This is a genomic window from Aquimarina sp. AWH4_224, from assembly GCF_056160245.1.
This window is the reverse complement of record NZ_JBSWWU010000002.1, coordinates 244,440-261,176: the sequence shown is the minus strand read 5'-3', so window position 1 is coordinate 261,176 and position 16,737 is coordinate 244,440. Positions and strand designations below refer to the sequence as shown.

General features: G+C 38.1%; 8 protein-coding genes. 2 read left to right on the top strand and 6 right to left on the bottom strand.

The window, feature by feature from the left end; all coding sequences use genetic code 11:
* Positions 1 to 51 precede the first annotated feature (51 nt).
* The 4 genes from ACXAGJ_RS04500 to ACXAGJ_RS04485 form a co-directional block, all read right to left on the bottom strand.
* Positions 52 to 2,478 carry a hypothetical protein gene (locus ACXAGJ_RS04500; RefSeq protein ID WP_474837512.1) on the bottom strand — a complete coding sequence of 809 codons (2,427 nt, stop codon included), beginning with the start codon at positions 2,476 to 2,478 and terminating at the stop codon, positions 52 to 54.
* Positions 2,479 to 2,629: 151 nt separating this feature from the next.
* Positions 2,630 to 3,616, bottom strand: a complete 987-nt coding sequence (locus ACXAGJ_RS04495) for a DUF4837 family protein (protein ID WP_474837510.1) — start codon at positions 3,614 to 3,616, stop codon at positions 2,630 to 2,632.
* A gap of 16 nt (positions 3,617 to 3,632) precedes the next feature.
* Positions 3,633 to 5,252, bottom strand: a complete 1,620-nt coding sequence (locus tag ACXAGJ_RS04490) for a LysM peptidoglycan-binding domain-containing protein (RefSeq protein ID WP_474837508.1) — start codon at positions 5,250 to 5,252, stop codon at positions 3,633 to 3,635.
* 230 nt (positions 5,253 to 5,482) lie between these two features.
* Positions 5,483 to 6,670 (bottom strand): phosphoglycerate kinase, encoded by a 1,188-nt coding sequence (locus ACXAGJ_RS04485; RefSeq protein ID WP_474837506.1) that lies wholly within the window; start codon positions 6,668 to 6,670, stop codon positions 5,483 to 5,485.
* A 224-nt stretch (positions 6,671 to 6,894) separates the two neighbouring features.
* Between ACXAGJ_RS04485 and ACXAGJ_RS04480 the strand changes: the two genes are divergently transcribed.
* Positions 6,895 to 8,049 carry a DNA polymerase III subunit gene (locus tag ACXAGJ_RS04480; RefSeq protein WP_474837504.1) on the top strand — a complete coding sequence of 385 codons (1,155 nt, stop codon included), beginning with the start codon at positions 6,895 to 6,897 and terminating at the stop codon, positions 8,047 to 8,049.
* A 62-nt stretch (positions 8,050 to 8,111) separates the two neighbouring features.
* Positions 8,112 to 8,510: a DoxX family protein gene (locus ACXAGJ_RS04475; protein ID WP_474837502.1), complete on the top strand. Its 399-nt coding sequence runs from the start codon at positions 8,112 to 8,114 to the stop codon at positions 8,508 to 8,510.
* A gap of 54 nt (positions 8,511 to 8,564) precedes the next feature.
* Here the strand turns inward: ACXAGJ_RS04475 and ACXAGJ_RS04470 are convergent, their stop codons facing one another.
* Complete coding sequence (locus tag ACXAGJ_RS04470) at positions 8,565 to 15,551, bottom strand: PA domain-containing protein (protein ID WP_474837500.1); 6,987 nt, start codon at positions 15,549 to 15,551, stop codon at positions 8,565 to 8,567.
* Positions 15,552 to 15,720: 169 nt separating this feature from the next.
* A complete protein-coding gene (locus tag ACXAGJ_RS04465; RefSeq protein ID WP_073316023.1) occupies positions 15,721 to 16,677 on the bottom strand; it encodes a PorP/SprF family type IX secretion system membrane protein in 957 nt (318 codons plus the stop codon).
* Positions 16,678 to 16,737: the final 60 nt, after the last annotated feature.

Below are 16,737 nucleotides of genomic sequence, written 5' to 3'. Positions count from 1 at the left end.
TATGAATTAGATGTAGTTAGTTACTTAGCTTAGAACTACTTTATTGTTTGATTACTTTACCTTTTGTGTTTTAGAAACTAAGCTCCCATCACTCATCATTCCTTCGATGTGTAAGGTTACGTTTTCTAATCCCGTATTCGGGATTTTAAACACAGCGGTACCTGTCTTATCAAAACGTAATCTAGGCTGCCAATATATGGCTCCATAATTCACAAAAAACGGATCTTTATAATTGGTATATCCGGGATTATAAAACTCTTTGGTAGGCTCAAAACCTTTGGTAAATTCATATTCCAGATACTCCTTATCCTTATTATCACCTCTTACCAACGGATATCTTCTAGTATATATCCTAATCGATCCAGCACCTCCAGCTCTGGCGCCTCCACCATAACTAACTCTATCCATATAAATTCGATCTACATCGGCGGTTCTTAAATCCCATAGAATACTTAATTCTGAGAGTAAAATTTCATCCAAATAAACTGCTACCCCTGTTCCTTCTGACAATTGATCCAATATTTCTTCAGTAGGATCTTGCCCAACAGGAAGGTTATATTCTGGAGCCCACGGAGGTAAAATACGTACAAAAGATGCATTATCTCGTAGTACTTTGAACTTTCGTGTGGACTGAATGTAGTCCAAAACAGAATAATATTGTTCTGCTTTTTCGAGTGTAATTTTCTTAGAATTCAACTCAAAGAACTTTGGGATTTGAATACTGCTCGTTCTCCCGAATTCTTCCTCAGCTTCTCCTTCTAATTCTACAGTCTCTAGCTCTTGTACATCACTCAAAAAGTTATAGGGTACTACTACCTTATTTTGAATCTTTTGGGTATACGGTCTATCCGCTACAGGAAATGTATTCAAGAATGGTCGATGTATTCGGTTGGATTGTACTTGCAGGTATAGTCCCGACTTATTAAAATCTCCTTGAGCTGCTATCCCAGAGATTCGTAATTTCTCTCCTTTTTGTGGGAAAAAGTTGTCGATCTCAAACGTATTATCTTGATTTACCTGTACAAGCTTTGCTCCGTTGTTGATGGTTGGATATAGATATACTTTATCTACCGCTTCTCTTTTTTTGTCCTGGATCTTACCTGTAATTCTGAAGCCTTGATTAAAGTCATACTTAACCTCTGGGTTGGTATTGAAGATGTTTTCCCATTTGAACTTGCTCCATCCTTGAGTGATCAGTAACAAATCCAAATCGTAAATGTTATCTCGATCAATATTGGTAAAATAGCGCTTTTCATCCTCTATAAATCCTTTGATATATGGTCGTAACAAAATTGCCGAATGGATATTATCTGAATGCGAATAGGCTTTGGTTTCTGTGGGGAGTACGGATACACTTAGATCATATGCACTATCCCAATTGGATAATGCTACAGCAATTGATAAAGAATCCTTTGTCGCGCCATAAGCACTTACTTTAATCCCATCATCTTGTATATTTATTGGATTAAATACCAGACGCTCCAAAACAGGCATGTCTTCTTTGAAAAGGGTCAATATATTCATTCCTGCATATAGGTCTGACCGCTTTATGGATAATTTCTTTTTTAACTCTTTTCCTCTAAAACGGACTTTTACCTTTTTGGAAAGATGATCATTTCTGATGAGTATCGTATAATCGTCTTTTAGCAACTCTTTTATCGTATTGGTATTGGTATTAAGCTCTATCGCTAACTCATCTTCGATCAGATTATTGATACTTATACTAATTCCCTTTCTTTCAATTTGTGGAAATTTACCTTCAATTTCGCTGCCATCATTGAGTTTGATCAATGCACGATAAGTCTTGCCTAATGTAGGTGTAATATTGAATTTACCTAATCCCAATTCATTAGAAGAAAATGTAGTCACCTCATTGCCCAGCTCATCCTGAATCACACCTCGATCAAAAGCTACACCATATCCCTGATCATTAATCAATTTGAAGCCAATAGTGTTGAACGTGTTAGCTACCACATGTCCTCCTTCTGGAAGTAACTGAAAATCATATTGTACATTTTCTGAAGTTACTACTTCTGGTAGCTCGTCCCTGATAATACGTATCTTTTTGGTGTACGTCTCATCCTCAGCAAAATTATGCATCCAATGAGTAGAGGTTCTCATAAAATAGGTTCCACTACTCCAAGTAGAGTCCACTTTTATATTTCCTTGAAAGCTACCATTGTTGCCCATAAACACCCCATCGTAGACTTCGTTTCCCTGTTCATCAAAAATTTCAACTTCAAAATTGGTAGAATTGATCGAAGGGAGATTGTTTTGTCGATCATAAGCATATCCCTTAAACCAAATCTCTTCTCCAGTGACATAAGCGCTTTTATTAACATGAAGATATAAGGTCTCTCGAGGAACTTCAAAATAAGAAGCGTTGGCTTCTTCTACAGTAACAATATCTCCGTCTTGTGCAAAAACGGGAAGTGAAATAAACAGTAAGGCCAGAAATCTAAATAGATGGTTTTTCATAAGCTTTGTGAATTATTGAGTTGATTACTAGACAAAAACACCCCATTACGAATATTCTAAAAATACTCAATAAATGGGGTGAATTCTGTTTATAAATTCACAAATATTATACCGATCTTAAGTGATTTAAGTTAATTTTTTGCCAATACTTCTAATTAAATGTTATGGTTTTCATAATTGCCTCTAATTCAAACATATTATCTCGTTTGTTTACTGAAGGGGCAAATACAAAACCTTCAAGCACTAGTAGTCTATTATTTGGCTTATCTTCTATAGCGTAGTTTACAAAAGGACCCGCCATAAATCTATTCTTGACTTCCCAGGTTCCTTTGGTTTCGAAAGCAAACCTTCCATCAAGATTTGTTTCGTACAAATACGGAGCATACGCTTGTTCTGTAACAAATTTTCCTACCTCTTCAGTTGGAATTTTTACAGCACCGATAGAATCTCTCATCTTTACAATACTCGCTACCGTATTCGAATCTTTACTGATGGTATTCATAGGTAGCTCGTATATCATCAAATTCATGCTACCGTGTTGAATATCTTTACGAATCCAGAAAAAATCCTCTTCTTCTACTGCAATACGATACGCACTGGGTATATCGAGATTGATTCCTAATTTTTCGGGTAATTGAGGTATCTTTTCTAGTGATTTTCTAATTCTTGTTTGTTTTTCTTTAGTTTCGACCAGTTTGAATTTGGCGACGATGGTTTCATAGTTTTTGATCAATTCATTTGCCACATCTTCTTCTGTTTTTCCTGAAATGACATATCCTACCTGTGGGGTAGCAAACTTATTAGTAAGTACTTGAAAATTGTTTTCTCCTCCTTTATTGATTTGTAAAAACGTTCTATTCTTTCGAGCTAGTCCAGAAAAGGCTGTTTTTGGCATTTGACGCATCGAAAACAAAGGCTCTTCCTGCGGAAGTCCAGGAACTTCGGCTCCAAAATATTTACGTATGGTATCCCCTAGTTTTCCTTTCCATAAATCATTATCAATAACGACCGAAAGCTCGTTGATCTTTCCAACAGAGTGGGCCATCGCTCCTTGAGAAGACTTCTTTTTTTCAGTTTTGGTTTCTGTGCATGCAAGTAAACACAGCGCACCAATAATGGTGAGTGCTATTTTTTTCATAAGATATTGTTTGCGGTTATGACTTCGAAAGCTTCAGTTTCATACCTGGCTTTATACCACTACCGCTAATATCGTTCCAATTTTTAAGATTTTCGACGCTTATCCCCTTAAATTTTTGCGAAATACTCCATAAGGTGTCTCCAGACTTGACAACGTAAGTCTCAATATTGGGGTCAATAGGCTTACTTTTTATGGGTGTCTTCTTTTTTACGGGAGCGTCTACAACAGGTCTTCTTGGATAGATAGTAAGTCGTTGTCCTATTCTTAAATTATTGCTTCGTAAACCATTCCAACGCTTAATCTGGCTTACTCGTACACCATATTTTCTTGCTATTCTCCCTAGATAATCTCCACTTCGAACACGATATCTGATTCTATCATTAGCTTCAAAATATTTTGGTAACGGTTTTTCGCGCTTATCAAATTCTGCCTTAGCTCTTGCGTAAATTGTATCCTCATTGGCTACGAAGGCTCCCACCTCATTCAAAGGTAATCGAAGGACATAGTCCTCATCCTTGATGTATGGAATGATATCTAGCTTGTAAGAAGGGTTTAAGAATTGTAATTCTTCAACATCGATATTCATGTATTCTGAAACCTGATCCAAAGTGATCATTTGTTTTACCTTGATCGTATCGGTTTCAAAATATCCAAACTCTGGTCTTTTGGGTTTGAAACCATGCTTGTCGGCATACTCAAAAATGTACATCGTAGCTAGAAATGCTGGTAAATACCCTGCAGTTTCTCGAGGTAGGTTGTGTCGTATATTCCAATAATTGGTATATCCTCCACTACGTCTTATGGCTTTGGTTACATTCCCCGGACCAGAATTATAAGAAGCCAAAGCCAAATCCCAGTCTCCAAATATTTCATACAGCTTTGCCAAATACTTACACGCCGCTTTGGTAGCCATGATGGGATCCATACGCTCATCTACATAAGAGCTTACTTCTAATCCATACATTTTTCCTGTTCCGTACATAAACTGCCATAATCCTGTAGCTCCAACCCTAGATTTTGCTCTAGGCTTCAGCGCAGACTCTACAATGGCCAAGTATTTAATCTCTAAAGGAATATTTTGGTTATCTAGCTCTTGCTCAAAAAGAGGGAAGTAAAAATGACTTAGTGCCATAAGTCGCTCCAGATGCTCATGTCTATTTTTGAGGTATCTTTTGATCACACTTTCCAGAGAAGGATTGTATTCTACGTTAAAAGGTGTACGTGCATTAAGTTCTGCCAATCGGGCCTTTAGTGTATCTGTGGGTAAGTCTACATATTCTACCGGTTCGTATTCGAGTTCGGTTACCGATTTATAAATGCTATCAAATAAACTAGAATTGTATAGTTCTTGTTTCCAAAGAGAATCCAGTCGTGATAACTTTGGGTGATCCTTTGCGGCATAAATTACGGTATCCTTAACACTGGTAGAAGTAACCGTTGTTGTCTGTAATTCGATTCCCGTTTTGATAATCTTGGTGGTATCTATGACCGTTACTGTATCTTGTTGAAGACCCACATTTTTTTCCAGTACAATTTCCTTGGTGTTCTCTGGATCGGTTTCAGGTGTAGGTTCCTGAGCCGAAACTGTAGTTAGTATTGCCAAAAAACAAAAAAATAATGCATACTTATTTTTCATTCCAATCATCTTACGATACGGTTTAATTCTTTTTACAACTATTTAGGGAATTCTGGGGTAAAAAGCATTGTTGTCAACATGTTATCAACAATACATCAGCGAAAATCGCATTTTTTTTCTAAAATCCAAAAGATCAAGACGTTAAAAACATTAAAAAACCGGTTCAAATGACCGGTTTTATCCTAATTCTTACAAAAAATATTGATTTTCCTACTAAAATCTGCTATTCATTAGTTTTCTATTGCTGCAATTCCAGGAAGTGTTTTTCCTTCTAAACTTTCCAGCATTGCTCCTCCACCGGTAGATACATAACTTACTTTATCTCCAAAACCAAACTGTTTTACCGCTGCTACTGAGTCTCCTCCGCCTACTAGCGAAAACGCACCATTTTGTGTAGCCTCGGCAATCGAGTGTCCAAGTGCTATGGTTCCTTTGGCAAAACTTTCCATTTCAAAAACACCTAATGGACCATTCCAAAGAATGGTTTTTGATTGCAAAATAACGTCATGGAAATTCGTCAACGTTTCTGGACCTGCATCCAATCCTTGCCATCCTTCTTTTATAGCATCTACCTTCATTATTTCGGTGTTGGCATTGTTATCAAAAGCATCCGCTCCCAGAACATCTACAGGCAAATGTATCTGAACTCCTTTTTCTGCAGCCTTCTTTAAAATTTCTAGTGCCAATTCTTGTTTATCATCTTCGCAGATCGAATCTCCGATCTGTCCACCTTGTGCCTTTATAAAAGTATAGGTCATTCCACCACCAACGATCAAATGGTCTACCTTATCCAAAATGTTTTCGATAATGGTAATTTTTGAGGACACTTTTGATCCTCCTAACACTGCAGTAACTGGTTTCTCTCCGCTACTTAAGACCTTATCAATACTTTCGATCTCTTTGGCCAATAAACTTCCAAAACATTTCTGATCAGGAAAAAATTGAGCTACAACCGTTGTAGAAGCATGAGCTCTGTGCGCAGTTCCAAAGGCATCGTTTACATAAATATCTCCTAGTTTTGATAATTGCTCGGCAAAAGCTTCATCTCCTGCTGTCTCACTAGGGTGGAATCGTAAGTTTTCTAATAACAATACCTCTCCTGGGTTGAGTGCTTCTACAGCATCTTCGGCTTCCTGACCAACACAATTTGCTACAAACTTTACCTGCACACCCAATACTTCAGATACCTTTGCTACAATATGACGTAACGAAAACTCATCCTGAACCCCTTTTGGTCGTCCTAAATGCGACATCAAAACCGCACTACCTCCATCTTCAAGAACTTTGATAATGGTTGGCTTGGCTGCCTGAATTCTTGTATCATCGGTTACCTCGAATTCTTCATTCAACGGCACATTAAAATCAACTCGTATTAGGGCTTTTTTATTTTCGAAATTATAGTCACTGATTGTCTTCATTTTACTGGTATTGAATTGAGCAAACGAAAATAATTTTATTTCATTAAAAACCTCTGAATTATCAAGAAAAAAATCTACGAAAACGATAGTAAATTTTAAGTTTTATTGATTTTTTACAAAAACTGCTTTTTTGATGGAAAAATGATATTCCATAAACTTATCACAATCCTAATTAATAGTGCTTCATTTTATGGGGTACCTCATACTTCTTTTTATATTTGCCTATGCTTTTTTCCGAAATTCTAGGACTGCAACATATCAAAAGTTATCTCACTACAAGTGCAGATCGACAACGTATCCCGCATGCACAACTTTTTGTAGGTCCTAATGGAAGCGGTACACTCCCAATGGCAATTGCCTATGCGCAATACATTTTATGCCAAAATAAAAACGGAGAAAACACAGAAGGCAATCACGCCTGTAATATCAAATTTGATCATCTGGCACATCCGGATTTACATTTTGTATATCCCGTAGCTATCAATGATAAGGTAAAAAAGCATCCTACATCAGATCAGTTTGCTGAGGAATGGAGAACATTCGTTAAGGAGAACCCATACGGAAGTATATTTGATTGGTATCTCTCTTTAGGAATCGAAAACAAGCAAGGACAAATTGGGGTTGATGAAGCCTTAGAAATTGTAAAAAAGCTCTCGCTCAAAAGTTATGAAGGTGGTTACAAGGTGATGTTAATCTGGATGGCGGACAAAATGAATATTGCGGCTTCCAACAAGTTGTTGAAACTTATTGAAGAACCGCCAGAGAAAACCATATTCATTTTGATTACCGAGGATCAGGAACAGCTTATCCAAACGATCAGATCCAGATGTCAGGTTTTACATTTCCCTCCGTTGGGCGAGCAAGTGATTCAAGAGGCGCTTCAAAAAAAAGAAAATCTATCCGATACTCAAGCTTTGAAAATTGCCCATCAAGCCAATGGTGATTACAGCAAGGCCTTACATTTGTTACACCACGATGGTGGTGATGAACAGTTCGAAGAATGGTTTATACAGTGGGTACGAACAGCCTTTAGGGCCAAGGGCAACAAATCTGCTGTAAATGATTTGATCACCTGGAGTGAATCTATCGCTAAAACTGGTAGAGAAACCCAAAAACGTTTTCTGAACTATTGTCTTGATTTCTTCAGACAAGCCCTCTTACTCAATTACGGAGCCGAACAATTGGTGTTTTTAGAGCCTCAGACCAGTGGATTTCAACTCGAAAAATTTGCGCCTTTTATACACGGAGCAAACATCATGGATATTTGTAATGAATTGCAGGATGCTGCGTATCATATCGAACGTAATGGGAATGCAAAGATCATACTCACCGATCTCTCAATTAAACTTACACGATTGCTGCATCGCAAAAGTGTTTAAGTCCATTATTTTATCTTCTTAAATCTTACCTCTATATTTGAGCTTCACAAAATCGCTCAACTATGGATAATTTTATGACGCATATCGTCTCAATTACTATTCTACTATTTCTTTTAATCACTTTTTTACAATCCGGGATTGACAAACTAGTAGATTGGAAAGGAAATCTTTCTTGGTTAAAAGAACATTTTGCAGCTACTTTTATGGGTAAAATGGTACCGCTTTTATTATTGATTGTTTTGGTAATAGAGGTTGTAACTGCTGTGTGCAGTATCAATGGTATTTACCATCTCATTATGGAAGGCAACACCTATTTTGGTACGCTTGCTATGTTTTTGGGGTGTATTACACTCTTACTCCTTCTTTTTGGTCAGCGTGTGGCCAAAGATTATCAGGGAGCGCTCACTATTACCTGTTATTTTATTGTCGCTATTTTCGGATTATATGTAATCACACCATAAAAAAAGGAGCATCCGTAAATGATGCTCCTTTTTTGCTTCTTATCAGTTGACTCACTATTCTTTAATGAGTTTTACAATCACTTCTCTACGGTTCGGAGTTTTGATTTTTGCAAAATAGATTCCATTGCGCAATCCAGCGATGCTATATGAGTTTTGATTGGTTTTCATCACCAGTTTCCCCATTACATCATAGATCAATACTTCTTCTACTTCCGTATTTAATCGCACCCTATCTTTTGAAGGATTAGGAAATGCTACAATCTCTTTATCTATAGTAGCTACTTCGCTTTCTACTCTGAAATAATAGATTTTTTCGTTGTTCCCAGAACGTGTGATAAAGTTAACCACTACTCGATACTCTCCTGCTTCAGTAAAAGTATTGCTCGTTCCGTTTCCTATGTCAAACCAATCTGAAGTACATACAGAGTCTGAGGTTGGGCAGTTATCTTCTAATTCGATATCACAAGTAATCTCATCCAACTTCTGCCATACTATTGAAAGTACATTGAGTAAAGGAAGATCTACTACTTCTCCTTGTTCGTCCTGTATGGTAACTACCGGATAACTTTGACCAGTAATGGCACAAACTAAAATCTCTTCGGCATAAGTAACAATTGGATTTTTATCTTCTTCAACAATAGTTACTGTTGCAGTTTGTACACTACACCCTCCATTATCCGAAACTACTATTTGATGGTCTCCAGCTGCTACCTGGGTAAAGACGTAATTGTTGTCCTCTACAATAATTGGAGCCTCATCATCCAAAGCAATACTGAACGGCCCGTTTCCTGCGATAATATTAACCAGGATTTCTCCATTTTCTCCTGGGTTGGTAGGATTGGTGCCTTCAACAACAATATTCACTTCTTCATATTCTTCAACTAGCACAGTCCCTACGGAAACCTCACACCCACCTGCACTTAGGATGCTTCCTTCGTACTCACCAGGCACTACAGCAAATATTCCTGATGTATTACTCGCTTCTGAAGGATCGGGAGTTCCATTAATTCCCGCTAGCGAGTAAATCACATCTGTGTTTGGTGTATTACTGTCCAATGCTATACGAACTTCATAAACCGGTGTTGGTGCACCACTATCCGAAGCACATGCTGAATTAGCGATTAGCGTTCCTCTAAGATCAGTTCCTTCTGAAATTTCTATCGGAAGAATAACTCTGCAACCATTAGCATCACTTACAAAAACGGTAGTAATACCAGCTGGTAAATTTGTATAACTGAATTTATCGATTACAAAATCAGCATCGTTATTAGTGATATTTGTCAAATATGGTGGCGTTCCCCCTGAAATGGCAATAGTAAATTCCCCATCACTATTTCCTGAACAGGTCTCAGGGATTATATTGATCACATTTGCTACAATTGGTGTGGGCTCAGGAATCACAACACTAATTACTTGACTACAACCATTGGCATCTTGCGCTAGCACTTCATAATTACCTGCAATTAATCCTTCAAAAGTATGAGCGTTTAACACTCCATCCGATTCATCACTAAAAAATAGACCTGGATTTGAAGCCAAGGCATACGAATATGGAGGTGTCCCTCCTGTTACTTGTACTCTTATGCTTCCATCATTATCTCCTACACATAAAATTGAAGTTGTTATATCCGCTGCTCCAATAAATTCTTGAGGTTGTGTGATCACAAAAGGAATAGTAGACGGATTAACTCCATCGCTAGCCACCGTGTAATTATAATTTCCTGCAGCCAAATCTCTAAACTCACTATTGGATTGTGGTCCAACAGTAATGGTGCTTCCAAAGAAGTTAGTTCCAGTAAGTGTATATTGATAATTTCCTGTACCTCCTGTTACATCAGCACTTACCACAGCAGTGCTTTCCGCATAACAATTGATAAAGGCGGACCCAAGATCCAAATTCACCTCAAGATTATCAATTACAGGCTCTTGTAAAGTTACTGGAAATTCTACACGGCACGAATTACTATCATCGATGCTAACTACATAATCTCCAGGATCCAAATCAACAAATAAATTGGAGGTAGCAGTAATTGACCCAATGCCATCACCGGTTAATGTATAGAAATAAGGCGGTGTTCCTCCCGCTGTATCTATCTCAATTTGCCCTCCGGTTTGCGCGGTTGGATCAGTTACTGTAAAACTGGCTGTTATGGGTTGTGGTTCTGAAACTACTACGTTTGCAGCAACGTTACAAAATGGTGCTTCGGTAGCAGTTATTTCCACGGTATACACTCCGGCCAACAAATTAGTAACAACAACAGGCCCTGCATTGGTATTTCCTGTTCCTGAAATGGTGGTAACATTGGTTACATTATAGTCATATGATCCTGTATATCCCGAAACTTCAATTGTAATTGAGCCATCACTATCTCCAAAACAAGTAATGTCTGAAGCGACCAATGCCTGTATTTCAATACTGTCAAAAGGATCAATTGAATACGATGGTGTATCAAAATTACATCCTGTCGCCAAATCTGTAATCCTAAACGTATACGATCCTACATTCGATAATGTAAACACAGCAGTTGTTTCTATTCCCGCAGTCGCTCCGTTATCACCAGTGCCCTGGGCAACGGTTTGACTTGTAACAGCTCCATTAAGCTCCTCAAAAAGAAAGGGGCCTACACCTTCGGTTATAGAAACAATTACCGTTTCTGGGTTATTACATGAGATTTGCCCTGCGTTTATTGCAGTAGCATCTCTTTCAACCGTAGGATTAGCAATCGGAGACGTAGCATCAAAAGTAAAGTCTTTATTTAGTGTACAAGAATTATCAGATCTTTGGGCTGTAAATGTATAGTTCACTCCACCATCCAAAACGAAAACTCCAGTACTCGCGTCTCCAGAAATAGGAGCTGGTGTAACAGAATACAGATACGCTGGTCCTGCTGGTGCAGCAGAAACAGTTACTCTAACATCCTGCGTAAAACAATCTGTATCAATAATAGCTGCACTAATATCATCAATTTCTTGTAATGGATTAACGGTGATAGCAAAAGATGTTGTACAATCACTTGTCCCTTGATTTCGTAAATACAACGTATAATTACCTGCAGTACTCACAGGAATATCAAAAGGATCTGCTGCAACTGTGGTAAATCCTCCTGTTGGACTAAAGCTCCATTCGTAGCTTCCTGAACCTCCAGAAATGGCATTAACGTTAATAATTGCATCTTCGGTTCCTGGACTACAACTTAATTCACGTATTACGGATACCGTTGCATTTATTGGTGAAGGTACTGTTACCGTTTGCACAGCCGACGTAACAGCACATATAGGATCTCCTGACGGATCGGATGTATTGTTATGCAATACTTCGATATAATAAGATCCCCCGGCAACATTGTTAAATGTTATATTTCTCTCTGTACTGGTTAGTTTTTCTATTTCTGCATCTGCAGAAGAATCTACCAATCGATAGGTATACGTTCTTCCTGCAACTGCTGGAGATACCTGAATACTGATCTCACCGGTATCTGTTGCACAAGCGGCATTGACGGTCTCTACGTTATCGACGTTTATCGCGCCATAAGGAACGATACCCGTAATATTGGCTTCAATAATACAAGGAGGGGTTCCTGCAGGAACATTAGTATCTGATACAAAGAAAGTATATGTAGCACTTGGATCAGCAGAAACAGGAATTTCAAACACATTATTAGTTTGGAAATTGTCTGTACCATCATCATACAAATAGTCTCCCGCTCCCGAAGTTACATTTACCTGAACTAAAGCCCCTGTATCACATGTTTCCGGAGCTATTAACACGGCCTCAGCTGTAAAGTTTGGTGCGCTATTAATGGTTACTGTTTCGGTAAACACACAATCTGACGCTGGAAGATTAGTAACTACCTCAACGGTATAAGTTCCTGGCGCAAGACCAGTTTGTGTGTAGATTCCATTATTAGCATCACTATTGAGAACAACAATTGGTGAGCTCAAATTCCCTCCAGAAATAGTGTATTGATATTCTGGTAAACCGCCAATTACTTCTATGTTGATTCTTCCAAAACCATCACCATTGGCATCATTGATACAAGTAGGATCTGTAGTTGTAATCTCTACTGTTGGATTAATTTCAGGAACATTGATGGTTGCTGTATACTCGCATCCTGGGAATGTGGTATCTACGGCATACACAGTAATGTCTCCTCCACCCCCAGCAGGAATAGGGAATACTATTGTATTGCTATACGGACCACCAGAATTCAAACTAAACTCAAAATTTAAAGGCGCATTGGTTACCTCAACGCTTCCAGCATTGCCACACTCTATAGGCTGCATAGTGAGTTCAGGCTGATAATCGGTTTTGGATACACTAAAATAAAATGGGTTGAAGCAACCACCAGCAAACTCTGCCAGGATTCTATAATCTCCTGCTTCAGAAACTGTATAATTTGGTGTATTCCCTCCTGGTTCCTCTACCCAATTTGTGTCCGTACAGTCTCCGGATAACAAAGAACAAGGATTATTTGCATCTGATACACATGCACCACTTGGTGTTAATCGTTGCCAGGAGATGGATACTAAATTAAGCGTTGGATCAAAATTAGTTTCTAATAGAAAGTCCTGGTCTCCACATAATAGAATTTGTGGAATTTCTATACCACTACAATTTTCAGAAATGACACTGGTTCCGTTTACATAATCCAAAATCGGATTAGCAATGGCTCTAAAACTTGAAACATTAAATTCTTCTGTAAGCGCTGCACAGGTTCCATCAGCTGGATTTGTATCTTCTTTAATTACGGTATACGTTCCTTCTTGAGCATTGGTAAGGTCAAGAATATTGGCATTAGCTCCTGTTTGAACTATTGGCGATATAATTCCCGGCCCTGACCATGTATATTGATCGTAGCCTAATCCGGCTACTAACTGTAAATTACCTGTACATGTAGTAACATCAGTACTACAAGCAGGGATGTTTAGCAAAAAGCTTGTTGGCTCTACATTTACTTCTCCACAAACATCCATCTGGACACTACTTGGAGTTCCAGTTACCGAAATCCCAGACAATTCTCCCACATACGAAGAGATTGCAGAACTTTGGATATTCTCTGAGCAAGTATCTCGAAGAGATGCACAATCACTTACCAATTGAGTTCTGTATCGAATAAAGATAGGAGCATCTGATGTCTCGACAATCCCTGCAGGAATAGAAAAATCTATTTTACCGGGTATCGATTGATCATACACCACGCCTGCTGGTAAGGTCGCGTCTACTACATTTACCAAGTCCATATTTGCAGGGATTTGTGCAGAAACGACTATTGTACCATCCAATAAATTTTCATTTCCGGTATTTTTTATCTCTAACTCATAAAACAACTCATCACCCAACTCTAATGTGGATCCAGTGATGTCTGTTGTGCCATCTGTTGCGCTTATTCCCCTTTTAAGTACTCTTAGCTCCGGTTCGATAATTTCTGTCGCAAAAGCCGTTAGAAACACTCTGTAGCTCTCTCGATCTGTACTTAGTCTAAAACTTACTTCTTCCTGATCATTCCCAATTAATGTGTTCCCAGGATTCGGTAAATCTAAAATATCGATATCAAACCCAAGGGTATTTTGAGAGTTTGGGTTTCTACTGGTGACAAAGGCACCATTGTTTGTAATTGAACTATTAAAAAAATTTGAAGTAGGATTATTTCCGCTAACCTCTCCTAATGGCACATATATGTTTGAAGTGTTTAAAATACTTACGCTATCTCCATCCAAACCTTGATCTCCTTCAAGAGAAGAAATTCCAAACTTGGCTTCAATTGGTAATGGTACAGGAAGTGAAGGCACCCCTGTATAGGTAAAATCTACATCTGGATTGCTACTTACAATCTGTACGAAACCATCGTTGGTACTAATAAACTTTGGTGTTGCTTGTGGATCTTCATACACTATAACAAGTGTCCATCCCCCTACAGCTCCAGAAACTCCAGAAGTTTGACCAATTGTAGCATTCATATTAGCAATAGTAAATGTACCATTGGTGTTATTTTGATCAATAAGATTCGTAATATCTGCGTAACACACATACGGCACATCGTCTTGCGCAACGTTAGAAGGATTCGTAGGTGTATTTCGATATCCGTCGTAAATTACAGAAGTAGCGGTAACATCTGCATAGGAACCTCCTGGTACTTTTACTTTGATTTTTCTGAAATCTGCATCCCCAACTTTTCTTGCATCCACCAGTGGTAAATCAGTTAGTTGCTCGTTACCTGTAGTAGTATTTACCACATTGGCCAAAGTAGCACTAACCGTATTTAAAACCATTTCTGCAATAATAAGATCTCCGTCTTGCTGGCTAAGTCCTACAGTGGGAATGGTAATTGCAGCATCCCCTCCTGCCGGGGCTACAGTTCCACTTTGGTTATTTACTATAATAACGGCAATTGCTCCTGCATTTTGGGCATTGATGACCTTTTGTGTAAAAGAACAACTTCCGCGTCGTATTACAGCAATATTTCCTGTTAATTCGGCTCCATTTACTAATGCGGTGCATCCATCTTCAGTGGTATCGGTATTATCATCTACCAATACTAAATTAGCAGTAATTCCGGGATTTGCTGGAATTTCGACATTTCCAGGAGAAAATTCATTATTGACTACTGCATAATTGCCTGCAAGGGTAGTGTTGTTGATGCTAAATGTCAATTCGGTTTGCGGAATTCTTTCAAGGTAATACGTAGCAGACCAATACAGTCCCGCATAGGCAATGGTAGTACAGCTTGGGTTTGGTGTTACCAGGTCTGCACTACTAGAACTAAATGTAGATGCATCACCATCGATATCGATATAAGCCGAAATGCTATTTCCATTGTTTAAATTTCCATTGTAAGCTGCATTTGGGTCATACACTATATTATCTGTAAAACTATCCTCTAATCCAACGATAGAATTTCCTATCATGGTAAGATCTCCTTGGACTTGATTCAGTTTTACCCTTTCTGCAAGAGGAACAATCTCTTGAGCATAACTCTTTAGGCCATTAAAAATTAATAGTATTCCTAATACCAATAATTTAAAGTGTAATGGTTTTTTCATTCATTTATAGGTTAGTTAATAAAATTAATTTAGGTGTTGTTTCTATAAGTGTCTGTTTTCGAAAAACATTACCCTAAAAAGTGAGAAAAATTTTGAATGGACAAATTAGCAATGTTTCGGCGTAAAAAAACCACCCAAATTGGGTGGTTTTTGCCTGTATATATTTTCTTTAGTAAGTACATCCACATTTACTCTGCCTACAACCAAAGTCAAGTCCTAATGTAATCAAATGTGATCCAGCTGCTGTGGTTGGCTGTAATACTTCATTTACATTTACCTGATATCCATAGGCTACATAAAAATTCGCTTTTTTGATTCCTATCATAGGAGAAACTGATAAGGGTTTAAAATCCTGATCTACCAGAGATCTAACACTAATTCCTGCCCAATAATAGTCTCCTCGATGTAGTTTACGAACCTTCAGGTTCAGATCGGTTGTAGAACGTCCATCTCCTGCAAAATTCTGATACAATACCGAAGGTTCTATTTCTATATCACTAAAACGATGATAGAACGTATATCCGGTATAGATGTAATAATTCTGGATGGTAGAAGGTTCTGTTGGATTAAAGTCGTCTATTTCCTTTTGTAATAAGTTTACCGCATTGGCACTCAAAAAGAATCGTCCTAAACGATATAACAATGCGATATCGAAATTAGAATCATTCACGCTGATATCTGCCAATCCAGGAATTACCGGATTGTCGGGATCACCATTATTAAACTCTGAAGTATCAATACCAAACTGGGTAAACTTATAGCTTATACCAAAAGATAGGTATTGATTATTATATTCACTCAGTGTTAAATGGTGCGCAAATGACAACTGAATACCTCTTTGGGTAGTAAAACCATTCTGGTCATTAAACAGAATAGCACCTACTCCAGAACGATCCGATATCCTACCATCTATCGAAAGGGATTGTGTTCCCGGAGAGTCTTCAATACTTACCCATTGTTCGAAACCAGAAGCTCTGATCTGCCAACAATCTCCGATTCCCGCATATGCCGAGGATATCAAGTAAGGGTTATCTGCGATATATTGATTCTGCACAGGAGCAAAAAACTCTTGAGCAAAGGTGCAATAGCTTGCAAACAGACTTAATATTACAATATACTTCTTCATCTACTATTTTTAATTACTGACCACTGACTTTTCGGTCGTTTGGCTATATCCACTTTGTTT

What these genes read in the sequence shown, in the direction of transcription:
- ACXAGJ_RS04500 (WP_474837512.1), bottom strand. Translation starts at nt 2,478, where the DNA reads ATGAAAAACCATCTATTTAGATTTCTGGCCTTACTGTTTATTTCACTT.
- ACXAGJ_RS04495 (WP_474837510.1), bottom strand. Translation starts at nt 3,616, where the DNA reads ATGAAAAAAATAGCACTCACCATTATTGGTGCGCTGTGTTTACTTGCA.
- ACXAGJ_RS04490 (WP_474837508.1), bottom strand. Translation starts at nt 5,252, where the DNA reads ATGAAAAATAAGTATGCATTATTTTTTTGTTTTTTGGCAATACTAACT.
- ACXAGJ_RS04485 (WP_474837506.1), bottom strand. Translation starts at nt 6,670, where the DNA reads ATGAAGACAATCAGTGACTATAATTTCGAAAATAAAAAAGCCCTAATA.
- ACXAGJ_RS04480 (WP_474837504.1), top strand. Translation starts at nt 6,895, where the DNA reads ATGCTTTTTTCCGAAATTCTAGGACTGCAACATATCAAAAGTTATCTC.
- ACXAGJ_RS04475 (WP_474837502.1), top strand. Translation starts at nt 8,112, where the DNA reads ATGGATAATTTTATGACGCATATCGTCTCAATTACTATTCTACTATTT.
- ACXAGJ_RS04470 (WP_474837500.1), bottom strand. Translation starts at nt 15,551, where the DNA reads ATGAAAAAACCATTACACTTTAAATTATTGGTATTAGGAATACTATTA.
- ACXAGJ_RS04465 (WP_073316023.1), bottom strand. Translation starts at nt 16,677, where the DNA reads ATGAAGAAGTATATTGTAATATTAAGTCTGTTTGCAAGCTATTGCACC.